The organism is Sphingobacterium corticis (genome assembly GCF_042684745.1).
GTDB classification, from domain to species: domain Bacteria; phylum Bacteroidota; class Bacteroidia; order Sphingobacteriales; family Sphingobacteriaceae; genus Sphingobacterium; species Sphingobacterium corticis.
The window spans coordinates 1,607,716-1,629,697 of sequence record NZ_JBHUMA010000006.1 but is presented as its reverse complement, the minus strand read 5'-3'; the positions used below and the strand labels follow the sequence as shown (position 1 = coordinate 1,629,697).

Annotated in this window: 20 protein-coding genes; 10 read left to right on the top strand and 10 right to left on the bottom strand. The window is 41.6% G+C overall.

Annotated features, from left to right (window positions below; translation table 11 throughout):
* Positions 1-147 precede the first annotated feature (147 nt).
* Positions 148-786, top strand: a complete 639-nt coding sequence (locus tag ACFSQ3_RS12945) for a tetratricopeptide repeat protein (RefSeq protein ID WP_380869973.1) — start codon at positions 148-150, stop codon at positions 784-786.
* A 107-nt stretch (positions 787-893) separates the two neighbouring features.
* Here ACFSQ3_RS12945 and ACFSQ3_RS12940 read toward each other — a convergent pair whose 3' ends face one another.
* From ACFSQ3_RS12940 to ACFSQ3_RS12925, 4 genes are read right to left on the bottom strand one after another with little or no spacing between them, the layout of a single operon-like run.
* A complete protein-coding gene (locus ACFSQ3_RS12940) occupies positions 894-2,303 on the bottom strand; it encodes an amino acid permease (protein WP_380869972.1) in 1,410 nt (469 codons plus the stop codon).
* Positions 2,304-2,314: 11 nt separating this feature from the next.
* A complete protein-coding gene (locus ACFSQ3_RS12935; protein WP_380869971.1) occupies positions 2,315-2,455 on the bottom strand; it encodes a FeoB-associated Cys-rich membrane protein in 141 nt (46 codons plus the stop codon).
* Positions 2,455-4,557: a ferrous iron transport protein B gene (feoB, locus tag ACFSQ3_RS12930; protein WP_380869970.1), complete on the bottom strand. Its 2,103-nt coding sequence runs from the start codon at positions 4,555-4,557 to the stop codon at positions 2,455-2,457. Before feoB ends, ACFSQ3_RS12935 begins: the two co-directional genes overlap by 1 nt.
* Entirely contained in the window at positions 4,557-4,796 is a 240-nt protein-coding gene (locus ACFSQ3_RS12925; RefSeq protein ID WP_380869969.1) for a FeoA family protein, read from the bottom strand. The genes feoB and ACFSQ3_RS12925 overlap by 1 nt, the downstream gene beginning before the upstream one ends.
* Before the next feature lie 110 nt (positions 4,797-4,906).
* Between ACFSQ3_RS12925 and ACFSQ3_RS12920 the strand changes: the two genes are divergently transcribed.
* Positions 4,907-5,371: a MarR family winged helix-turn-helix transcriptional regulator gene (locus ACFSQ3_RS12920; protein ID WP_380869968.1), complete on the top strand. Its 465-nt coding sequence runs from the start codon at positions 4,907-4,909 to the stop codon at positions 5,369-5,371.
* Positions 5,372-5,377: 6 nt separating this feature from the next.
* Here the strand turns inward: ACFSQ3_RS12920 and ACFSQ3_RS12915 are convergent, their stop codons facing one another.
* Together ACFSQ3_RS12915 and ACFSQ3_RS12910 are read right to left on the bottom strand one after the other, a co-directional pair.
* Positions 5,378-6,220, bottom strand: coding sequence for a ZIP family metal transporter (locus tag ACFSQ3_RS12915; RefSeq protein ID WP_380869967.1), 843 nt, complete (start codon positions 6,218-6,220; stop codon positions 5,378-5,380).
* Complete coding sequence (locus tag ACFSQ3_RS12910) at positions 6,217-6,819, bottom strand: phosphatase PAP2 family protein (RefSeq protein ID WP_380869966.1); 603 nt, start codon at positions 6,817-6,819, stop codon at positions 6,217-6,219. The genes ACFSQ3_RS12915 and ACFSQ3_RS12910 overlap by 4 nt, the downstream gene beginning before the upstream one ends.
* A 198-nt stretch (positions 6,820-7,017) precedes the next feature.
* On the opposite strand from ACFSQ3_RS12910, the gene glmM reads away from it, so the two are divergent.
* The 3 genes from glmM to ACFSQ3_RS12895 all read left to right on the top strand — a co-directional run bounded on the left by glmM (position 7,018) and on the right by ACFSQ3_RS12895 (position 13,530).
* Positions 7,018-8,400 (top strand): phosphoglucosamine mutase, encoded by a 1,383-nt coding sequence (glmM, locus tag ACFSQ3_RS12905; protein ID WP_380869965.1) that lies wholly within the window; start codon positions 7,018-7,020, stop codon positions 8,398-8,400.
* Between the two features lie 237 nt (positions 8,401-8,637).
* Positions 8,638-12,075, top strand: a complete 3,438-nt coding sequence (locus ACFSQ3_RS12900; RefSeq protein WP_380869964.1) for a SusC/RagA family TonB-linked outer membrane protein — start codon at positions 8,638-8,640, stop codon at positions 12,073-12,075.
* Between the two features lie 21 nt (positions 12,076-12,096).
* A complete protein-coding gene (locus ACFSQ3_RS12895) occupies positions 12,097-13,530 on the top strand; it encodes a RagB/SusD family nutrient uptake outer membrane protein (protein ID WP_380869963.1) in 1,434 nt (477 codons plus the stop codon).
* Positions 13,531-13,541: 11 nt separating this feature from the next.
* Here ACFSQ3_RS12895 and ACFSQ3_RS12890 read toward each other — a convergent pair whose 3' ends face one another.
* The gene (locus ACFSQ3_RS12890) at positions 13,542-13,844 is read right to left on the bottom strand and encodes a hypothetical protein (protein ID WP_380869962.1); all 303 of its coding nucleotides are present in this window, start codon (positions 13,842-13,844) and stop codon (positions 13,542-13,544) included.
* A 399-nt stretch (positions 13,845-14,243) separates the two neighbouring features.
* On the opposite strand from ACFSQ3_RS12890, the gene ACFSQ3_RS12885 reads away from it, so the two are divergent.
* Positions 14,244-15,278 carry a sensor histidine kinase gene (locus ACFSQ3_RS12885; protein WP_380869961.1) on the top strand — a complete coding sequence of 345 codons (1,035 nt, stop codon included), beginning with the start codon at positions 14,244-14,246 and terminating at the stop codon, positions 15,276-15,278.
* Between the two features lie 54 nt (positions 15,279-15,332).
* A complete protein-coding gene (locus tag ACFSQ3_RS12880; RefSeq protein ID WP_380869960.1) occupies positions 15,333-15,797 on the top strand; it encodes a copper resistance protein NlpE in 465 nt (154 codons plus the stop codon).
* A gap of 93 nt (positions 15,798-15,890) precedes the next feature.
* Here ACFSQ3_RS12880 and ACFSQ3_RS12875 read toward each other — a convergent pair whose 3' ends face one another.
* Positions 15,891-16,181 carry a hypothetical protein gene (locus ACFSQ3_RS12875; RefSeq protein WP_380869959.1) on the bottom strand — a complete coding sequence of 97 codons (291 nt, stop codon included), beginning with the start codon at positions 16,179-16,181 and terminating at the stop codon, positions 15,891-15,893.
* A gap of 134 nt (positions 16,182-16,315) precedes the next feature.
* Between ACFSQ3_RS12875 and ACFSQ3_RS12870 the strand changes: the two genes are divergently transcribed.
* The gene (locus ACFSQ3_RS12870) at positions 16,316-16,819 is read left to right on the top strand and encodes a pyridoxamine 5'-phosphate oxidase family protein (RefSeq protein ID WP_380869958.1); all 504 of its coding nucleotides are present in this window, start codon (positions 16,316-16,318) and stop codon (positions 16,817-16,819) included.
* 103 nt (positions 16,820-16,922) lie between these two features.
* On the opposite strand, the gene ACFSQ3_RS12865 is transcribed toward ACFSQ3_RS12870, so the two are convergent.
* The gene (locus ACFSQ3_RS12865; RefSeq protein ID WP_380869957.1) at positions 16,923-17,291 is read right to left on the bottom strand and encodes a diacylglycerol kinase family protein; all 369 of its coding nucleotides are present in this window, start codon (positions 17,289-17,291) and stop codon (positions 16,923-16,925) included.
* Positions 17,292-17,371: 80 nt separating this feature from the next.
* Entirely contained in the window at positions 17,372-18,355 is a 984-nt protein-coding gene (locus ACFSQ3_RS12860) for a helix-turn-helix domain-containing protein (protein ID WP_380869956.1), read from the bottom strand.
* A 187-nt stretch (positions 18,356-18,542) separates the two neighbouring features.
* On the opposite strand from ACFSQ3_RS12860, the gene ACFSQ3_RS12855 reads away from it, so the two are divergent.
* Both ACFSQ3_RS12855 and ACFSQ3_RS12850 read left to right on the top strand, forming a co-directional pair.
* Positions 18,543-20,660, top strand: coding sequence for a TonB-dependent receptor plug domain-containing protein (locus tag ACFSQ3_RS12855; RefSeq protein WP_380869955.1), 2,118 nt, complete (start codon positions 18,543-18,545; stop codon positions 20,658-20,660).
* A gap of 21 nt (positions 20,661-20,681) precedes the next feature.
* Positions 20,682-21,938, top strand: coding sequence for a hypothetical protein (locus ACFSQ3_RS12850; protein WP_380869954.1), 1,257 nt, complete (start codon positions 20,682-20,684; stop codon positions 21,936-21,938).
* The last annotated feature ends 44 nt before the right edge of the window (positions 21,939-21,982 follow it).

The following is a 21,982-nucleotide window of genomic DNA, read 5'->3' as shown; positions in this document are numbered from 1 at the left end:
GATAATGCATTTAATTATCCAACCTTTTTGGAAGAATGTGGAAATGTTTATAACTATTGATTGCTCGGTTAAACTATTTGCTAGATTTTTACTCCATAAAGGGGCTATTTATAATTTTTTTAAGGAACTAAAATTAAGTGTTTGAATATGAAGAAAGTAAAAATTGGAATGGCAGCCTTAGCGCTAGCGTTATCGGTTTATTCCGCCGATGCACAACAAGCAGAGCACAAAAATCCTAACGTTCGCGCTGGACAACAAGCTTTGTTGAGTGGAGATTTTAAAACTGCGATCACGCATTTGCAAAAATCTTTGCCGGCAGAATCTGCGGATGCAGATGTGCATTACCTATTAGGTTACGCACTTTTCCAAAATGGAGATTTTAAGAAAGCGGCAGATTCATTCACGAAAGTGGTTGCATTAAATCCTAAAAATACATCAGCATACTATTACAAAGCCAAAGCAAACAACAACGTAGCGGTGGATAATCAAACTAAAATGGATGCTAAACAACGCAAAACGTTATTAGAATCATCTATTGCTGATTACACTAAAGCAATTGCTATGGATGCAAAGGATGCGAAATTGTACCAAAACAGAGGAACAGCTTACCGCGATTTAGGTATCCTGCAGGGAAATGCTGGCGCATCGTACAACAAAGCTGCAGCTTCTGATGCATACAATAAAGCAGTTACCGATTTCGAAAAGGTATTAACTTTTGATGCTTCTCGCAAAGACATCCAAACGGAAGTGAAGAAAGCGAAAGTTTATCGCGACAACTTGAAATAGTTCAATCAGTCAACAATTAAAATCCAATAATGTTAAAGTGCCTAGATGTTTCACATCAGGCACTTTTTCTTTTTACGTATTTCTGGAATATTTTCTTTTCGCTGTTTTTATTTCTTGACTACGAATCGATAAGATAGCCACAGAATTAAAATCCAAATCGGCATGAGTAATACGGATATTTTAAAGACCGTGAAACACATCATCACCAAAACACCCACTAAAAATATCAGTGCAATATAATTGGTGATTGGGTAGAGGATCGTTGGAAATGCGGTCTTAACTTGTGTTTTCGCCATTTCCTTGCGGAAGAAAATGTGCGTCATAGTAATCATGATCCAATTAATTACTAAGGCGGAAACAACCAACGACATTAAGATTTCTAACGCTTGTTCCGGAATCAACTTGTTGATCACAACGGTGATGGCCACAAAGAAAGCAGAAACTAGAATAGCGTTAATCGGAGAATGGCTTTTGTTCAGTTTTGTCAAGAATTTTGGCGCGTTGCCTTGTTCTGCCAAACCAAATAACATTCTGGAATTACTGTACACGCAGCTGTTGTAAACGGATAGTGCTGCTGTCAAAACAATCAAGTTTAGTGCGTTAGCGATCAAGTTGGAGAATGATATTGCGTAGCCAAATAGATTAATTCTCATTGCATCTAAGGAAGCAAAGACGGTTACGAATGGACTCGTATCTCGATCGATCTCGCGCCATGGCAATAGCGCAAATAGAATGACTAAAGCGCCAATGTAAAAGATTAAGATGCGAAAAAGCACTTGATTGGTTGCTTTCGGAATATTTTTCTCTGGGTTTTCGGCTTCCGCAGCCGTAATCCCAACCAATTCCAATCCACCAAAAGAAAACATAATCACGACGAGTGCAACAAGTAATCCTTCATAGGATCCGTCGGGAAGCTGTGCAATCAATCCTTTCGGAAAGAATCCGCCGTCGCTGTACAAGTTGCTCAAACTAGCTTGATCACCGCCCGTTCCGCTTACTAATAAGTACGTTCCGAAAACAATCATGCCGATGATGGCGATGACTTTCACAATGGAAAACCAAAATTCGGTTTCTCCGTAAATCTTAACGGAAGCCAGATTAATCAAGTTGATGATAACGAAAAACACCAAGCTGGAAACCCAAAGCGGTAATTCCGGCCACCAGTAATTCATGTACTTCCCAATCGCGGTGAGTTCGGCCATGCTGACCAAAATGTAGAGGATCCAGTAATTCCAACCGGAAGCAAAGCCTGCAAATGATCCCCAATAGCGATTCGCGAAATAGCTGAATGATCCGGAAACAGGTTCGTGAACGACCATTTCACCCAATTGACGCATAATCAGAAATGCAATAATTCCGGCGATGCCATAACCTAGAATCACGGCTGGTCCTGCTAAGATTGCTGCTTGGCCAACGCCTAAGAATAATCCGGTACCTATTGCGCCACCAAGGGCAATAAGTTGTATATGGCGATTGCTTAATCCCCGTTTAAGTTGGTTTTCGTTGTTTTCCTGCACAGGTTGTTTGGCTATTTTTTCTGTAATCCGGAATCACATTTGCAATTTCCTCCGCAACCTGGTTCCGACGATTTCTTCGGGAAGAACCGACGCGCCAAAACCGCGATGGCGATGCAAAATAAAATACCGATGATAATGTATTGTAAGGTCATTATTTTAGTAGCTGATAGGCAACTAACGCTGCAATATAAGCGATTCCTGTCATAAAACCAAGTTGGATCAAAGTCCATTTCCACGATCCGGTTTCCTTCTTAACCACGGCTATGGTAGCCATACATTGCATTGCGAAAGCATAAAATAACAGCAAAGAAATTCCCGAAGCAAAGTTATAAGCCGGCTTTCCGGTGTTGCGATTTACTTCGCTCTTCATGCGTTCGAAAAGCGTGGAGCGTTCGCCATCATCTTCAATGTCGACATCGTCGCCCAAGCTATAAACCACAGCCATCGTTCCTACGAAAACTTCTCGTGCGGCGAAGGAAGATATCAAACCAATTCCCATTTTCCAGTCATAGCCAAGTGGGCGAACGACCGGCTCAATCGCCATACCAATATAACCTAGAAACGAGTGTTCTAATTCGTAAGAAGCGATCGCTGTTTCCAATTCTTCGTCCGCCAAATCAGGCTGTTCCGCAACGACATAGGATTCGGCATCGTAAAAACGGTCATTCGGACCAAAGCTTCCAAGTACCCAAAGAATGATCGAGATAGCCAAAATAATCTTACCTGCGCCGATCAAAAATCCGGAAGATTTCTCCCAAACATTGGTCATCACATTTCGCCAATCCGGGATTTTATAGGTCGGAATTTCGAAAACTAAATAACTGCGGTGCACGCTTTTAATAAAGATGTTCAGTATCCAGGCAGAAATCAGTGCACTTACTGTTCCCAACATATACATGCCAAAAAGCACTAAGCCTTGCAAGTTAAATCCAAGGAACGTACTTTCGGGAATTACCAAGCCAATGATCACGATATAAATCGGTAAACGCGCTGAACAAGTCATAAATGGCGTAACCAACATGGTAATTAAACGCTCTTTTGGATTCTCGATATTCCGAGCGGACATCACCGCAGGAATCGCACATGCAGCTCCCGACATCAATGGAATCACCGATTTACCATTTAAGCCAAATGGGCGAAGCCAGCGATCCATCAAAAATACCACACGGCTCATATACCCGGTTTCTTCCATCAAAGAAATAAAGATGAAGAGAATAACAATTTGCGGTAAGAAAACGACGATTCCGCCAATTCCGGCAATAATACCATCGGTCAGCAGAGAGGAAAGTGGGCCTTCTGGAAGTTCCTGACTCACGTAAGCAGCGAAATCGGAAAATGTTCCTTCAATCCAATCCATCAAAGGTCCGGACCACGCATAAATTGCTTGGAAAATAAGCACAAGCAAGGCAAGAAAAACGAAATAACCAACCAATGGATGCATCAGAATACGATCAATTTTTCCGGTTGATCGCAACGCTTTGCTTTCGCCTTGTTGCACAACGTTCAACAACGATTGATCAAGCGACTGATTGCGAAGTAATGATTCTTCCTTTTGAAGTTGTTGTGGTTGAATGTGGTGCTTATCGCGAATTTGCTTAATGGCAGCTTGCTGCGCGTCGGATAAGGATTTGCACTCATTTTGCGATAAATACAACCACGTGCTGTATTCTTTTGCCAATGGAAATAAGCGTTTTGCTTCATCCATAGCAGCTGCATATTTTTGCGGTACCGTGAAGCTGCTTATGTAGATTGGAGGTGCATTTCGGAAACCTTCAATAAGCTCCGAGATACCTTTTCCTGTACGTGCATTCGTTTGATAAACCTCCGTGCGAAGAAGTTTTTGTAGCGCGTCGATATCGATGGAAGTTCCTTTTGCCGCCATTTCGTCCATCATATTGATCACGAAAATCGCTGGAAGCCCCATTTCACGCACCTGTTGATAAAGTACGATTGCTCGTTTTAATGTGGAAGGCTCTGCCACCACAGCCACTAAATCCGGATAGAAGTCACCATTGGGGTCCGACAACGTGTTGTAAACTACTTCTTCATCCAAGGAATTCGGATAAATTGAATACGTTCCTGGTAAGTCGACAATGCGGTACTTATGTTCCTTGTGGATGAGCGTACCTTCACGTTTTTCTACTGTAACACCCGGATAATTTCCTACCTTCTGGTTCAGTTTTGTCAATCGATTAAATAGGGATGTTTTTCCTACGTTTGGATTGCCAAGTAAAGCGATAACGTTCCTCTTCATTATATTTTTTCAGCGGTAATTCGAGTTGCTTCCGATTTGCGAAGCGCGATAAGTGTGTTGTTTGCAATGATATTAATACAGATTGGACCGTTGAAAGGCGCTTTGTATTTCACTTCGATCAGCGCTCCGGGTACAAATCCTAGTTCATAAAATTTTGCGGGTAAAGTTTCGGAATCCAATTCGTTTATTTTAGCTCTATCTCCAGAATTTAGATTTCCGAGATTTACTTTATTTTGCATTTTTTCCTATTTTAGTACTTCGTGGGTTACAGACTACCTATTGCAAATATAGAGAAATGCGGAGTATTTGCGATTTTTAATAGCGCATAATTGAGAATTGAGAACTTAGAATGGGAAGATTGGAAGACAATATAAAAGCGAGGAAGTTTAGTAGCGAATGGCACAAAGCCACTGTAAATATCGTTTATACGCACAATTGGTTGTCGAACTTATTAGAAGAACGAGCCAACAAATTTGATATTACCCTGCAGCAATTTAATGTGCTCCGCATTTTACGTGGTCAATACCCAAATCCAGTCAAGAATTCGCTTTTGCGAGATCGAATGATTACCAAAACATCGGACATATCTCGGCTAATTGATCGCATTATCACCAAAGAGCTCGTTTCTCGAACCTCCTGCCAAAATGATAAGCGCGCAGTGGATCTATTGATTACCCAAAAAGGATTGGACCTGTTGGAAACGATGGAAGATGAAATGATGCTGATTGATATCCTTCCGAAAAATTTGACCAAGAATCAGTGTATTGAACTAAACAAACTCTTGGACAAAATTCGCGGAAAAGATGCGGGTTAAGCCCGATTAATGATTGTGATCATGGTCATGATGCTCACCTTCGAGGTGCTCATGATTGTGGGAATGATCATGATCGTGATGTTCATGCTGATCATGAGAATGTCCATGATGACTATGGTCGTGTCCTTCAAAAAGAAAATTCGCTAACGATACCAAGATCCCTACCATAATAGCAATCAGCTTTTTCCGATTAAATTTATGATGGTCAGCTGAGCCGGATTCGAATAAGATGGTCGTGGAAATATGTAAGAATATACCGATCACGATCGCCATAAGCTTATCGAAATGCTGCGAAAGTTCGCCGACGCCGCCCGCGCTGATTGTTTTGCTTGTTAAAAACCCTAGCGGTGTCATCGCTGCAAAAATTCCGATGTAGATCATGATTTTTGTTTTGGTCAAGTTCGTGTTCAACAATAAACTTCCCAATGCAAATGCGGCTGGAATATGATGTATGGCAATCCCGAAAACCAACTGTGTTTGATGCCCAGCAACCAAAGGCATGCCTTCCAGAAAGGCATGTAAACATAAACTAATTAATATCCCTAATGGAAAGATCTTATAATCGTGCTGGTGGATGTGCCCATGCTCAATACCTTGGGAAAACTGTTCTAATAGTAACTGGAAAATAAATCCACCCAAAATAAATAATCCGATTACCTCCGGTGATGTTTGTCCTCCTTCGTAAGCATGCGGTATCAAGTGTAATACCGTGATCGCGAAAAGATACGCTCCACTGAAGGAAAGAATTAGTTTTAAAAATTGCGCATTATCTCGTTTAACAAAGAATACGCTGATACCTGCCACAAAAGCAGAAATAAAAAGAACGGAGACAATGGATGTCGGATTCATAGTGTTGTTGTTACTGAATTTTCTTGTTTTGGCTTAAACACGTTCGGGAAAAAGCGATGAAACAAATAGCCATTTAATATTCCGATTCCGGTGCCCAACAGCGCGCCGCAAAGAATATCCAATGGATAGTGCACGCCTACGTACACTTGCGAGATAGAAATCATAAACGCCCACAGAAAACCCAACCAAAGCACGTGCTTCCATCTTCTGCGGAATAGGACGATCCAGAAGAAAGCCATCGCAAAATGGTTGGTCGCGTGCGAAGAAGTAAAGCTGTAGCCTCCGCTGGCGCGTACGCGCAGATTGACTTGTTGTTTAAAAACTTCGTCGTTACACGGCCGTACACGCTTTACGGTTTTCTTAATCAAGTGCGAGGATACGGCATCCGAAACACCAAAATTTACTAAAGTCATCGCAACAATGAGAACGCCCATTTTGCCGTAGTGCTTGATAAAAAATATGATAAGGAAAAGGTAAAGCGGAGCCCACGTAAATGGATTTCTGAGAATAGGCAAAAGCCAATCAAAAAAGGGATTACTAGCCCCCTGATTGAACATCAGAAAAACTTCTTGATCGATTTGTATGATTCTTTCAAACATAATGATAAAAATTTCACAGATTATGGCTGGATATTTTAAGGCCTCAAATCTATAAAATATTTCAATGCAAATAGGCTGATCGTTTTAAATGAAACAATGTTGCAACAAATATACGTTGAGAAGTTGGATTTCGAAAGTAAAGTTTCAAATAGTAAAAATATTTCCTGTAATTTTAGCCGGTAAACTTATTTCTTGTATATGACATTGATAAAATCCATTTCGGGTATTCGTGGTACGATCGGCGGTAGAGCTGGCGACAACTTAACGCCGATTGATATTGTAAAATTTACAGCCGCTTTCGGGAAAATGATTACGCGCGAACATAGCGCTAAAACGATCGTTGTAGGAAGAGATGCACGCGTTTCTGGTGAAATGTTGGCAAGATTGGTTATTGGTACATTGCAGAGCGTAGGAATTGATGTTGTCGATCTTGGACTTTCTACCACGCCAACGGTTGAATTAGCTGTGCCTATGGAAGGTGCCGCCGGTGGAATTATTTTGACTGCATCGCACAATCCTGGACAGTGGAATGCGCTAAAGCTATTAAATGCAGCCGGAGAATTTATCAATGATGAACAAGGTAAAGAAGTTTTGGCCTTAGGAGAAAGTTTGGATTTCGATTTTGCGGAGTACAATGCGCTTGGTCAGGTTCGTGAAGATCAAAATTATTTAGAAAAACATATCGAGGCCGTTTTAGCATTGCCATTAGTGGACGCGGATGCCGTTCGTCAAGCTGATTTTAAAATTGCTGTGGATGCGGTAAACAGTTCTGGTGGTATTTTCATTCCAGCCTTATTGAAGGCGTTGGGTGTAGAAACGATTTATCCAATCCACTGCACGCCGGACGGGAAGTTTCCGCACAACCCGGAGCCATTGAAAGAGCATTTGGTGGATTTATCGAAGGCGGTAATCGAGAATCAGGCTGATTTAGGAATTGCTGTCGATCCGGACGTCGATCGTTTGGTGTTCATGATGGAAGATGGCGAACTATTCGGGGAAGAATATACGCTGGTTGCGGTTGCTGATTACATTTTGTCGCAAAATCCCGGAAATACGGTGTCTAATCTTTCATCGACGCGCGCACTTCGCGATGTTACACAACGTCATGGTGGCGAATATTTTGCTGCAGCGGTTGGCGAGGTTAATGTCGTTTCGAAAATGAAAGAAGTGAGTGCTGTGATCGGGGGCGAAGGTAATGGTGGGATCATCTATCCAGATTCGCATTACGGTCGCGATGCACTAGTTGGAGTTGCTTTGTTCTTAACGCATTTAGCAAAAATGAAACAAAAGCCGACGCAATATCGTGCATCTTTGCCACAATACTACATGTCAAAGAATAAGATCACCTTAACACCACAATTAGATATCGATCAACTTTTAGCAACGATGCAAACGCGTTACGCACATGAAAATCATAGTACGGTGGACGGATTGAAGATTGATTTCGAAAACGAGTGGGTTCATTTGCGTAAATCGAATACAGAGCCGATCATTAGAATTTACAGCGAAGGAGCTACGCCAGAAGCCGCAGAGGCGATCGCGCAAAAGATCATTGACGAAATTCACGACATCATCCAATAGCGGTTGGTTCGTACCATATAAAAGAAACACTTTTGCCTGATTGGCAAAGGTGTTTTTTTTTTGCTCTTGATTTGAATAGTACCATGTCGGATAGGAAAAATGTAGAGTTGTAAAACAAATTGATAATGATGGTGTTAAGAATAGGTAGAGTCGTTTAAACGTAACAATTTAGATATAATGACGCGTTTAAATATTTACTCTTCTACTTAAGAAAAATATCAACTAATCAATTGAACAATGACGAAATACTTTTATTTGCCCGTCATCCTGACCTGCCTGTGTTGTTGCTTTACAACAAATGTGTTCGGCAAAAACCTTTCATCCCAAAATACTTATTCACTTTTGGAAGCCGATTCCATTTCTATTGAAGGTAAGATATTGGATTCATTAGGCACTGCAATATCCGGAGCGGTCATTACTGAAAAGGGCACATCAAATACCGTGACATCTGACGCCTCGGGTGAGTTTAAAATCCAAGCAAATCCTAATGGGACGTTATTGATTTTGAAATCCCCATACGCGGTTAAGGAAGTTTTTATTAACAATGAACGCAGCCTCTCCATAACCCTTAGCGAAACCGCAGCGGAGGAAAAAGCGAAAGCAGAGGCTGCTGTAGATAGTCTCGCCACACAAACAGATACCACTTCCGTGGGAATTCCAGCAACCGTAACCGATACAGTTAGTCAACAACAAGGAGGAATGCGCGAAGGCGTAGTTTCCGGACCATCTGGTCCGCTTGGCGGCGTTAGTGTGCAGGTGCAAGGAACCTCGCAGGTGGTAACCACCGATAGCCAAGGACGTTTTCAAATTGCCGCAAATCCAGATCAAATTTTGGACTTTACTTCATTAGGTTTTCAGCCGATTAGTCAACAAGTTGGCGACCGAATGGAGATACGTGTCGCCATGACGCCAGAAACCAATACCATTGAATCCGTGCAAGTCGTTGCCGTGGGTTATGGCACAATGCGCCGAGAAACATTGCCAACAGCAGTTTCAAGTATTGGCGCGGATCAAATTGAAAATGAGGTTTTGCCAAGTATTACGCAAGCTATTCAAGGCAAAGCGGGTGGTGTTCAAGTAACGCAACGTTCCGGTTCGCCGGGTGGCGGCTTAAACATTCGCGTTCGCGGAACCACATCCATTAACGCCAGTTCGGATCCACTATATGTAGTCGACAATATACCGGTCAACAGCACGACAAATTTTACCGGCGGATCGACATTCGATTTTGGAGGGGGAACACAAGGGATTAACGTATTAGCATCAATCAATCCTTCCGATGTACAATCTGTCGAGATTTTAAAAGATGCAGCATCATCTTCCATTTATGGAGCGCGCGCAGCGAATGGCGTTGTGTTGATTACCACAAAAAAAGGTACGCCCAATACGAGTGAATTTAGCTTTAATATGTATGAAGGATTTTCCCAAGTGCCACGCGAACGTTTCTACCCGATGATGAATACTGCGCAGTATCAAGATTATATGCGCGATTATTACAACCAGTTACAAATTCAGGCGCGTGCCGACGATCCGAATGCAGTGGTTAATGTGCCACAGCAAATTTTGGATAATTCCAACATCAATACTGATTGGCAGGATATGATTTTCCGTACGGCGCCCACGCGCAATTACGAAATATCCTCACGTGGTGGTGGAGAAAAAACACAGTATTATACATCTTTCGGCTACATGCGTCAGGGAGGAACCTTGCAATACTCAGATTTCAACCGTTTGAGTGGACGGATAAACCTTGACCATCAGCATAACGATAAACTTCGTTTTTCTACATCCGTTAATCTGACGCGCGCAATGAATTATCGGGTTCAAGAGGAAAATTCTCGAGAAGGTGCTACGAAAAGCGGATTTGTAGCTCCACCAAACCTTCCTGTTCGTGATGCTAACGGAAACTACGTCTATGATCAGGTGGTTGCCACGCGGGAAAACCCAATGGCGATGCTCGAATTACCAACCAACGAAGCACAAACATTCCGCATCTTAGCGAATGGGCAAGTAGATTACAATTTTGTGCCTTCGCTAACTTTAATGACACGATTCGGCGTGGACGTAAGCTTTATTGACGAAACATTCTTTATGCCGCCACAAGGTTTACGCGCATTTGCTGCGCAGGGTGGGGTTGGCGCGCGCCGCAACACGCGCGACCAACTTTGGATCAACGAAACGACATTGACTTTTGATAAACAATACGGCGATCATCATATCAACGCGTTGGCAGGATTCTCTGTGCAGGAATCACGTTTGGAATTTGTGCATGGTCAGCGTTCCAATTTTATCGACAACGATATTAATCAGATTGTCGCCGGCGGGATTATTACCGGTGCCAATGCATTCCCGGAAGAATGGGCGATTGCCTCTGGATTTGGACGTGTGAATTATGTTTTGCAAAATAAATATATCTTAAATGCCAATATTCGTTGGGACGGTTCTTCCCGTTTTGGTGCAAACAATCGTTGGGCTATGTTTCCTTCATTTGCCGCTGCCTGGCGTTTATCTGAGGAGGACTTCCTAAAGGATTCGCCTTGGTTGAGCGACCTGAAATTGAGAGCGAGTTGGGGTAAAACGGGAAATCAGAATATTGGCAATTACGCCAGTTATACGCTGTACTCGGCCGGAAATAATTACATCGGTTCACCCGGATTTATTCCCAACATCTTGGGCGATCGGGATTTGAAATGGGAAACGACAACACAAACGGATATCGGTATAGATTTCGGACTATTTAATAACCGTATTTCTGTATTGGCCGATTACTATTACAAGAAAACATCGGATTTACTTATCAGCGTGCCTGTGCGTCACAGCTTGGGTTATACGAGCCGTTTCTCCAATTTTGGTGAAATCGAAAACAAAGGTTTCGAATTCGAAATAAGTTCAAAAAATCTGGTCGGCGAGTTTCGCTGGACGACTTCTTTGAATATGACGTTCAATCGCAACAAGGTTTTGGCATTACCAAATGGCATCAACGAAATCCTAGGCGGCGTTGGTGATTTGAATATTGCACGGGTCGGACAGCCATTAGGAGCTTTTTCCGGTTGGCGTAGTTTGGGCGTGAATCCGCAAACCGGGATGATTGACTATTTAGGAGCAAACGGTTCTGCCGTTTTACCTACTGACTATGCTGATCGAACAATTATCGGAGATCCGAATCCCGATTTCTTCGGTGGTATCACCAACAACTTTTATTACAAGAATATTGATTTGAGCATCATGGGGCAGTTCTCCTACGGCAATGATATTTTTAATTATAATCTTTTTACCGGACTTTCCGGTTCCAACAATAGCAGTAACGGATTAGTGGATTGGGTAGATCGTTGGCGTCAGCCAGGTGACATCACCGATGTGCCGAGAACGTCGCCAGGTGATTTAAGTAACGGAACAGTTTCTGATCGTTTCGTAGAAGACGGTTCATTTTTCCGTTTGCGAAATATCACTTTAGGTTACACATTTCCCGAAGCTGTAAATTCAAAATTACGGACGAAAGGTTTACGCTGGTACTTTACGGTGCAGAATGCTTTTGTATTTACAAAATATCGCGGTTACGATCCGGAAGTTTCCTCCAGTCACGGAGGTGCAAATACGGGTTTAATTTATGGTTACGATTACGGAAGTTATCCGCAACCACGCATTTTTACTACGGGCATTAATCTTACTTTCTAACCAACATCAAGCATCTTGAACATGAAAATACATCATAGCATAAAATATGTAGTAGCCGTACTGGTGATTGCGGTTACTACCACATCATGTAACGACTTTTTGGATCGCATGCCAGTCGCGCAACGTTCGCCGGAAAATATGTTCAATTCCGAAGCGAGCGCGAATGCCGCGGTTAGCGGAATGTATCGATCGATGATGAATAGCTTCTCTTTCGGACAATCTATCCTCATGATTCCGGAATATTCAGCGAACCATCTCAGCAATGTAGGTACGCTTCCGGAATTCGAAAACTTCGCGACGCACGGGATTATCAGTAGCGGTTCAACACCGACACAACCTTTACCTCCATCCAACAATTGGCTAGCAAATATGTGGCAAGCGAGCTACGCAACAATCAATTCGGCAAACAGTATTATAGCTGGCGTTTCGCAAATGGATGCCTCGACTATTTCAGAAGCAAAGAAAAATCAGTTCATCGGGGAGGCACAATTTATTCGCGCCTTGCATTACTTCTTTTTAGTACGCGCGTTCGGAAATGTTCCGATGGAAATCGAGCCCACCAGCGAGGAAAACGATGCGCCGGTAAAACAAGGTAATCAAGAAGAATTGTACGCGTTAATTATTCAGGATTTAACAGGCGCCATTGATCTGTTGCCGATTTCCGCCGGAGATGGTTTGGCAGAGAAAGGCCGTGCTTCCCAATGGGCAGCGAAAGCGCTGTTGGCGAAAGTGCAACTTTACAATGCAACATTGTTTACCAATGATTTTACAGAATCGGTCCGTTTGGCGGAAGATGTAATTACCAATGGGCCATTTAGTTTGGTAAGCAATTTTATCAATATTTGGCAATCGGAAAATACAACAGAATCTATTTTTGAATTACAATTCGAAGAGCAGGCGGTGAATCCATGGGCGAATGAAATTGGCGATAACGATGGAAATCGACATTTTTCGCGCGGCAATATCATTTATAACTTATACGATTCGTTGGATAATCGTCGGGCAGCGACCGTCAAAGCTGGAACGCGAGAAGGATTTACCAATAGATGGTACATCGCGAAATATCCAAACTTGACACCTGCAACACAAAATTTTACACTGATTCGATTGGCGGAGTTATATCTTATTCATGCGGAGGCAAGAGCTCGCGTGGATAATGCGGTGAGCAACGCGTCGTATCAATCTTTGGCGATGGTACAAGAACGTGCAGGCGTTGAAACACCAATCGGCTCGTTTGCTAATTTGAATGAATACATTACCGCAATTCAAGAAGAAAAGGAGAAGGAGTTGATGTTCGAGGGAGAAACTTGGTTCGACTTCTGTCGAACAGGTTTAGCGTTAACAAAGTACAGCACACTGACAGATGAGCGGTTCTTTATCTACCCGATTCCTGCACAGCAATTTCAGCTGGATGGTACACTCGTGCAAAATCCCGGCTACGAAGCCGGGAATTAGCAGGCGTAAAACTAGAATGATTCATCTCGCGTATTTGATGCGTTAAAAGCAGCAGTAAATTGCTTTTTTTGATCATCGTTCAACGAATCATCAAACGATAAGGTCGTTTCATAATCACTTAAATTCGCAGCTTCGGGTAACGAAGCTGCAATTTTTTGCAGGTGCCTATCCACAATTTCCTCCAAACTCGAATCGTCTTGTTTCGCTTCCAAAGTTGATGTGCCGTTCAGCTTTTCATCTGTGCTTGTCCAAGTCAATTTTTGAAAATCAGAAGTGTAAAAGGAAGCAACGTCTATTTTTATCGTATTTTTCATCTTATCAATTGTTTACATGTTACAACGGTTTGGATAAACTTATGTTTGGTTCGTAAACTTCGCAATGCGTTAAGCGATTCAATATCCTATGAATTAATGCGTGCAAATATTTATTTTTGCAGGAGCGATTATGAAATTTTAGCCAAAACTGTGAACAAACCACTTCTTTCTCGACTTTGGAAGTCACTTTCTTATTTGGGGGTTGGGACGGATATGACCTATTTGGAAGTAAAAAGGTTGCACATGGTCAACCTTATTGCTATAACTTGCGTGCCCTGTATGCTCTTTTTTGGTATAATTAATTTTTTTGAAGAACGCTATTTTTTGGCTGGTATCAACGTCGCCAACTCTAGCTTTTGCCTTGTGGTATTAATCTTACAATACTATAGAAAATACGAAATGGCGAAAATAATTCTTCTCGGTGTAAGTTTTTGCTTTTTCTATTTTGGGGCGTTATTTTATGGGAATGGCGGAGAAAATTTTCTGCTGTGTATCATGATCGTCTGTATGCTGCTATACGATAGCCGCACTATTCAGTGGTTTGCAGGTGTTTTCGTTATAGCTGGAATTGTTTCCGTGAAACTATATCCTACGGAGTTTTTGATGATAGACCATGTTGTGAGAGGTCGCGTATTGACCAATACATTGGGTGCCCTTATCTTTATCGTTATTGCAGTTTATTTTTTCAAAAACATCATCTACAACAATATGATGTTGATCGAAGAACAGCGAAAGAAACTACAACTGCTAAATCAAGACAAAGAAAGGATTTTTTCAATTGTCGCTCATGATATTCGTACGCCGTTATCCACATTAGATGGTTTGGTATATCTGCTTCATGAGCAGGTACTGGATGGCACTGTTTCGGAAGAATATATTCTGCAACTACAGCGACAAATCGCACAACAGAAGGAAGCTCTCGACGACATCTTATATTGGAGTAGCAGAAGTATGCGAGGGGCATCCAATTCGATCACTACAACATCCGTTTTGGATGTGATGTCCACTATAGGGAAGGTTTACGAATCCGCGTGTCAGCTTAAATCTTTGCAGTTGATTATGGAAATCGAGCCAAATTTTCAAATCAAAGTAGATCGAGATCACCTCATGATCGTCGCGCGTAATATGTTGAGCAATGCGGTAAAATTTAGTCACTCCGGCGGAAGTATTGAGGTTTGGGTTTCCGAAGAGAATGCCTACGGTTTCTTGCATGTTAGGGACCATGGTATCGGCATGGGTAAGGAACAGGCAGATCATTTGTTTCATACGATTCAACAACGCTCCCTCGGGACGGGAAAGGAAGTTGGCGCGGGTTTAGGATTGCTACTATGCCACGAACTTATTCAGCAAAATAATGGAATGGTACGTGTCAGCAGCGCATTAGGTGAAGGAAGTACCTTTTCCGTAGGTTTTCCCATGGTAACCCATGCATAGATCGCACTTCCTTGTTATGGCAAGGAATTTGCAAAAGATGACGTAAAAAGCATTATGAAACAGGTTTTTAGTTATTTATTAGGTATTGTTATTTTAGCAAGTTGTGGACAGTCCTCATCCAATAATGGGACTGATACGGATTCGTCAGCGAATGCAACAACCAGCGATGAAAGTGGGGTTCAGCAATCCACATCCGGTGATTGGTCTGGCACCTATGAGGGAACAACGCCATGTGCGGATTGTCCGGGTATTAAGACAACCGTTGTTCTAAACAACAATGATACTTTTAGAATTACCCAAGAATATCAAGATCGAAATACCAAAACCGATGACAACGGGCGAATCATGTGGCACGGCGATGATGTGGCGCATTTGAAAGGCACCAACGTAGATATAAAATTTAAACTCGGAAAGGGTGAGTTAAAGCAGCTTGATCAGGATGGAAAAGAAATTGAAGGCGATCTTGCCCAAAATTACGTTTTGAAGAAAATTAAAGAGGCCGAACTACCAAAGGAATAAAATAAAAAGCTTCGGTTTATTACATGTTATTGGGCGAACAAAGCATTTTGTTCACCCATTTTTTTCCGAAAATTTCTACTAAGTAATGGATAGTTACTCATTCGGAATAGCACAAACACGATATGCGCTATTTTCAATTATCTCGCAATACGAAGCATTTTTTTCCATGGTTTTATAGCGATCCAAGAATTTTTTATGACTATCATCACCCTTTAGGTTTAATAATGCCGGGTCTTCAGGATCGGCCGTATTGTTATCTAAAAAAATAGAAAATTCTTCGTTTTCTTCCACCATGTGAAATCCTTTTTCTTCTTCAATTCCATTGCCTGAAACATGGTTCTTGAAATACGCAATGCCTTTGTTTATAGCCTCTTGATGTGTCATGTCGTTTAGATGTTGTTCCAAAACTATTAACAATCAATTGAAGGATTAGATTTATCTTTTTGTGGTAAAAATCGATTTTTCAACTAACAAATGGATTTCTGAACTGTTATTCTCCTAAACAAATAAGGTAAGCTATGAGTACAGAAAATCTTCATAATCAAGAAGCCATAGATAAGCTGAAAGAGCTTATCGATAAAATTGATATTGGCATGTTAGGAACTTATCCTGCTACGAGTGATTTTATTCACGCAGTGCCTATGAGCAGACAGGAAGTAGACGATGAAGGAAATGTTTGGTATTTATTTTCTTCCGAAAGCGATACGCACACTCATCTGAAGGCAAATGATCAGGTCAGTTTATTGTATTCCGATATCAGTAGTCACAGTTTTTTGAGTGTCAATGGTCACGCAGAAATTTCTCGGGATCAAGCGCGAATCGATAAATACTGGAACAAGATGATTGAAGGTTGGTTCGATAAAGGGAAGGAAGATCCAAACATTCGGGTGTTAAAAGTAGTGCCGAGCGAAGCACACTATTGGGACACTAAGTCAAATAAGTTGATTACCTTTTTCAAAGCTGCTGCACGGGCAGTTGGAGCTAAAACGGACGTAGGTCGCCAAGGTGATCTTCATATTTAGATCGACAGAATTGAGACAAACCCTATCCGTCATTGGCCGATGGGGTTTGTTTTTAATCCACCTTATACGTTAAAAATTCCGTTGTAAACTTATATGCTGATCGTCAGGCTTGCGTTTGGCAAAGCTGAAATAGCTTAGGTACAAAAATCAGTAATCCGATAATGAACGCCATAATTGCACTAATTAATACTGCTCCGGCGGCCATATCCTTAGCTGACTTAATTTTTGGGTGAAAATCAGTAGAGATTGCATCAGCGAGTTGTTCAATCGCTGTATTTATTATCTCCATACTGATTACCAGTCCGATACAAAATAGAACTATTAACCATTCTATACTTGATAGCTGTAAAAAGAGTCCGAAAGTAATTACTAAAATAGCTGCGATAACATGAATTTTTATGTTCGTTTCATTGCGTACAGCATCGCATAATCCCCGAAAGGCATGCGAAAAACTTTTCAATCTGCTATTCATAAACTGCCTTTTTTTGATGAATAGAATGCTATATTGATGCCAAAAGATTACTTACTTCGGAAATATATAGACGTGGGATTTTATAATTGATGCCTAACTTTTAAAGGCGACATGCCTTGTGTACGTTTAAAGGCTGCACTGAAATTGGATACATTCTGATACCCCACTAATTGAGCTATTTGTTCTATCGGCAGTTGCGAGTCCAATAAATACCGCCTTGCCTCGTTCATTCGAAATGTTTGTAGATAGCCGAAAATGGTTTGTTGGTATAAGGTTTTGAATCCCATCTTCAACTTCGTTTGATTGATGCCGACATCTCTCGCCAATTTTAGGATGGTAGGTGGTTGAGCAAGATTCTGTTTGATTAAAGCTGCAGCAAGATGTATAGCTTCTACATCTCTCGTATTAAGAACAAAATTTGAAGCTGTTTGCTCTGCTCCATCGTGCAATAGGGCTATCAGTTCATAAACTTTCGATTCCAAATAAATTTTCCGCGTAAGTCCGTCAAACGAGCAGCCACGCATCGACTGTATGCATTGGTAAATAGCTCCTTGCGTAGAAATTCCCGTTGGAGAAAGCATGGCACTGCGCCCAGCGGTAATCTCGTTGATAAATGCGTCCATCTTGCGAGATTCTCCCGCGTATTTAGTTAGACAGTGCGTTGAGATATGTATATCGAATGTTTCGTAGATTGCTCCCTCTTGAAAGAATATGTCCGCTTGATTATCATCCGCTGCGAGAAAAGAAATGTTGGCCGACTGCATTTTACTTCGCTGATCTCCGGAATATTTAGTTCGGTAAAAGATGTCTTGCGACGAAAGATTGCACTGTATTTCCAGTAAACAAGAATCGCCTTTCCCGGCAATTTGCACATCTTCTGAAATATTGTATTCTGATTGTACCATTAACATATCCGAGCCTATTGCTTGCTGCACGAACTGCAGTTGACCTTGCGGAATGGCATACCGAGATAGCTCAGAATCATGATGAATTCTGCTGGTGGATATACTGCCGTCAGTCAGTTTAAAGTTTTCGAAATCGCTACCAGATAGGATACTTGACATAAAAAATCGGAATTCATAAAAAATACGTCGGAATTCATAAATACACGAAACCCCAATGCCGTACTTTTGTCCACACAAAATTAATTTATAATTAGTATAAATAAAAGTGGCTTTTTCCAAACTCTCTGTTTTTTGCTGTTTATCGTTGTTGACGGTATTGCCTATTGGTCTAGTTGCACAACGAAAAATGCCTTTGTCAGACACAGTGCGTGTGCGAGAACAAGTCGATATTAAAGAAGTTAATGTCCAAAAAGTTACGGATCGCGCGCTCATAAATCAATCTCCTTTCGCTGTACGGTCAATAGATATTCGAAAAGAATATAGTAAAGGAGGAGATATTGGTGAAGTCATGAATCGCAGTATGGGTATGCGATTAAGAAGCGATGGAAATATTGGTGCTCCAGTGAACATCAACTTAGGGGGGCTGCAGGGTAAAGCGGTACGGTTGTTTCGAGATGGTATTCCGATCGAATTATACGGGCGTGCATTTAGCTTAGGAATGATCCCGGTAAATATGCTCGAGCGCGTTGATATTTACAACGGTGTTATGCCAATTTCGATCGCTGGAGATGCCTTAGGTGGCGGTGTGAATATGATTACTCGCAACGAAACCGAAAGTACATTCGGTGCGACCTATGAATTGGCTTCCTTTAACACCCACCGAGCTACCGCAAATTTATTATGGCAAGATAAAAAGCAGGAGTGGTATGTTGGAGGTTTAGGATCTTTTAATTATTCAGATAATAGTTACGATGTGCACGTTCCCGTTATTAATTTGGAAACTGGAGTTGCTACTTATAAAGACCTACCTCGTTTTCATGACGCGATAAGGAGCCAATATGTGGAGGGATTTGTAGGTGTGAAAAATAAAGCTTGGGCGGACGATCTTAGGCTTACGATATTACAATCCAATTTTTATAAGGAATTGCAACACGATGCACGCATGGATAAGGTTTTTGGTGAACCTACTTCCAATAACGCACATTATGGCGGGATGTTACACTACAAAAAGCGACTTTTCGCCGACAAGCTGAGCATTCATGCTTTCGGAACCTACAGTTATTTCAATACCCAATTTGTCGATACTGCTCGCGTCCGCTACGCTTGGGATCAATCCATTGTGGGAACCACGCCAACACCTGGAGAGATAAATTTAGGTAACAACCAACATCTGGATTATCACATGCTCTCAAATCGTTTGCAGGTATCGTACGCGCTGTCCGACAGACATCAAGTGGATTTTAGCCAGATGTCGTTTTGGCAACGAAGAATAGGAAGTGATCCCCTAGGCGCAATTTCCGCGCTAGAAAATATTGATGTGCTTTCTGTCCCCGCAAATTATAAGAAAAGCAATATGGGATTGGGCCTGACATCTTCCTGGTTGGATGGAAAGCTAGAAAGCGTCCTCGGATTGAAATATTATCGATTTACCACGCAGGGATATGCTACCGACAATTTTAATCTAGGTTGGCGAGCAGAAAGTAGCGACGATCGGTTTGGACATTTGGCAGGGTTACGTTGGGACGTAGGTGCTTTCCGTCTCAAAACTTCGTACGAATATGCTACGCGCTTACCCGACGAAATTGAAATTTTTGGAGACGCGCAAACGATCAAAGAAAATATGGAGCTGAAGCCTGAGCGCAGTCACAATCTCAATCTCGGCACGGAATATAATTATCAACAAGGAAAACAAAGTTTTACTGCATCGGCCGGATTGTTTTACAGAAGAGTTCGCGATATTATTTTTCTTCAGTTGGATATTCCATTCAATCGCTACATCAACTACAATCAGTCGAAAATAGCAGGATTTGAAACCGAAATTATTTACAAGCCTTTTCGATTTGCAGATATTGGTGGTAACGTTACCTATCAAGATATCCGTCGCGTAAATGTAGAAGCTATGTTTCGAATGGATGAAGGTGCACGTGTACCAAATCAGCCTTTCTTCTTCGGTAATTTATGGGCGAATATTTCTTTTGAGGATGTCGTTCGTTCCGGGGATCGTATTTCATTGAATTGGAACGCGCAGTACACGCACCGTTTCTATTTGCTAAGCATTCCGCGCAGCCAAGAACCGGGCGTGTGGGAAAAGACGCCAGATTTCCAGTCATCCATGGTCATTCCAAACGATGGTCGATTAGGACAATGGGGGCATAATGCGGGAGTATATTATCATCTCGCAAGTAAACAATGGACGCTTGCTGCTGAATCTCGAAACATAGGCAACACCCGCCTGTATGATAATTTTAGTGTACAGAGGCTAGGAAGATCGTTCCACATTAAACTGATTTATCAACTTTTTTAACCACATATTTCAATAGAAAAAATGAAAACACGTAATCGATTTCAAGCTATCGTTTTGGGCTTTGCCGCGTTAGCAATTATGGGCTCTTGTAGCAAAGATGATAGCAATAATGTAGAAAACCCGAACGATAGCAATTTACCTGCTAACGAAACTTGGGTAATCTACAACACTGGATCAGGTTGGGCTGGTGGCATATACGCTTTAAAAAATGATAAGTCACGCGAGATAAATTTAGCAGATAAACCTTTCTTACAAGTAAGTAGTTCTTTGGGAGGACGAATCGTTGGAAAAACGCTTTACAAAGTGAATAGCACGTCAAATGCGCAGGGAATTCTAAAAATGGATTTAAATGACGCAGGTCGCGTGGTGGAAGGGAAATTCTTGCCGTCGCAATCCACTAAATACATTACTAATTACCATATTGCAAGTCCGACAGAAGGATATTATTGGGATGATGTGCGTGGCGGTTTGAAAGTACAAACCTTCAATCCAACGACGATGGAACGTACAGGTGAAATTGATTTTAGTGCTCTTTCAGAAGGTTTGCCTAATGAATCGGCAGGTCAATTGATTATTGCTAAACGCGATGATAAGCTTTATGTGGATCTCTTGTTGGGTACATTACAAACAGGAAACTGGCAGGTAACTCCGAAAGAAAAAGTAGCTGCAATCGCGGTTTATGATTTAACGAAAAAGGAAATCGTCGGTGTAACAAAATTCGCTGGGACGACACATTTGGGCGTGTTTATAGACCACGTGCTTTGGAGTTTAGATGAGGTTACTGGTGATTTGTACTTCGCTACTGTTGGCGATATGAAGCTACAACCAATCGATTACTCCTCCAAAATTCTACGCATCAAGAAAGGTGAAACAACCTTCGATCAAAGCTTTTCGGTAGATATCAAAGATTATCAATTTACTGCAGAATTTAACCGTTTGTTTGTGCACAATAATAAGATTTATACAACGATCCCTTCTCGTGCGGTATCCTACTACGGTGGTGGTCAGCATGGCGTTCGCTATAGAGCAGATGTTTGGTATTGGAATGAAATCGATGTGGCTACAAAGAAAGCGACTCGCTTAAACATACCAGCAGATAGCTTCTATGGTACTTCAAATCCTTTCTATCACAATGGCGAAATATATTTCTTATCTAATAATACCACGGAAAACTTTTTCGGTGTAAATCAGTACAACCCTACTACGGGCGTAATCAAAGAAACATTTCGTTTAAAAGAAAGCGGCCGCTTAAATGGTTTCAACATTATTGTTGATTAAGCAGTCTTATTTATTTACAATACGGTAGACGACAAGAGAGTTGA

Excerpts from the sequence above, each read along its gene's own strand:
- ACFSQ3_RS12865 (WP_380869957.1), bottom strand. The coding sequence starts at position 17,291 with ATGAATAGCAGATTGAAAAGTTTTTCGCATGCCTTTCGGGGATTATGC.
- ACFSQ3_RS12855 (WP_380869955.1), top strand. The coding sequence starts at position 18,543 with ATGCCTTTGTCAGACACAGTGCGTGTGCGAGAACAAGTCGATATTAAA.
- ACFSQ3_RS12880 (WP_380869960.1), top strand. The coding sequence starts at position 15,333 with ATGAAACAGGTTTTTAGTTATTTATTAGGTATTGTTATTTTAGCAAGT.
- ACFSQ3_RS12850 (WP_380869954.1), top strand. The coding sequence starts at position 20,682 with ATGAAAACACGTAATCGATTTCAAGCTATCGTTTTGGGCTTTGCCGCG.
- ACFSQ3_RS12885 (WP_380869961.1), top strand. The coding sequence starts at position 14,244 with ATGGCGAAAATAATTCTTCTCGGTGTAAGTTTTTGCTTTTTCTATTTT.
- ACFSQ3_RS12910 (WP_380869966.1), bottom strand. The coding sequence starts at position 6,819 with ATGTTTGAAAGAATCATACAAATCGATCAAGAAGTTTTTCTGATGTTC.
- ACFSQ3_RS12915 (WP_380869967.1), bottom strand. The coding sequence starts at position 6,220 with ATGAATCCGACATCCATTGTCTCCGTTCTTTTTATTTCTGCTTTTGTG.
- ACFSQ3_RS12935 (WP_380869971.1), bottom strand. The coding sequence starts at position 2,455 with ATGACCTTACAATACATTATCATCGGTATTTTATTTTGCATCGCCATC.
- ACFSQ3_RS12870 (WP_380869958.1), top strand. The coding sequence starts at position 16,316 with ATGAGTACAGAAAATCTTCATAATCAAGAAGCCATAGATAAGCTGAAA.
- ACFSQ3_RS12860 (WP_380869956.1), bottom strand. The coding sequence starts at position 18,355 with ATGTCAAGTATCCTATCTGGTAGCGATTTCGAAAACTTTAAACTGACT.
- feoB (WP_380869970.1), bottom strand. The coding sequence starts at position 4,557 with ATGAAGAGGAACGTTATCGCTTTACTTGGCAATCCAAACGTAGGAAAA.
- ACFSQ3_RS12925 (WP_380869969.1), bottom strand. The coding sequence starts at position 4,796 with ATGCAAAATAAAGTAAATCTCGGAAATCTAAATTCTGGAGATAGAGCT.
- ACFSQ3_RS12945 (WP_380869973.1), top strand. The coding sequence starts at position 148 with ATGAAGAAAGTAAAAATTGGAATGGCAGCCTTAGCGCTAGCGTTATCG.
- ACFSQ3_RS12900 (WP_380869964.1), top strand. The coding sequence starts at position 8,638 with ATGACGAAATACTTTTATTTGCCCGTCATCCTGACCTGCCTGTGTTGT.
- ACFSQ3_RS12890 (WP_380869962.1), bottom strand. The coding sequence starts at position 13,844 with ATGAAAAATACGATAAAAATAGACGTTGCTTCCTTTTACACTTCTGAT.
- ACFSQ3_RS12875 (WP_380869959.1), bottom strand. The coding sequence starts at position 16,181 with ATGACACATCAAGAGGCTATAAACAAAGGCATTGCGTATTTCAAGAAC.
- glmM (WP_380869965.1), top strand. The coding sequence starts at position 7,018 with ATGACATTGATAAAATCCATTTCGGGTATTCGTGGTACGATCGGCGGT.
- ACFSQ3_RS12895 (WP_380869963.1), top strand. The coding sequence starts at position 12,097 with ATGAAAATACATCATAGCATAAAATATGTAGTAGCCGTACTGGTGATT.
- ACFSQ3_RS12920 (WP_380869968.1), top strand. The coding sequence starts at position 4,907 with ATGGGAAGATTGGAAGACAATATAAAAGCGAGGAAGTTTAGTAGCGAA.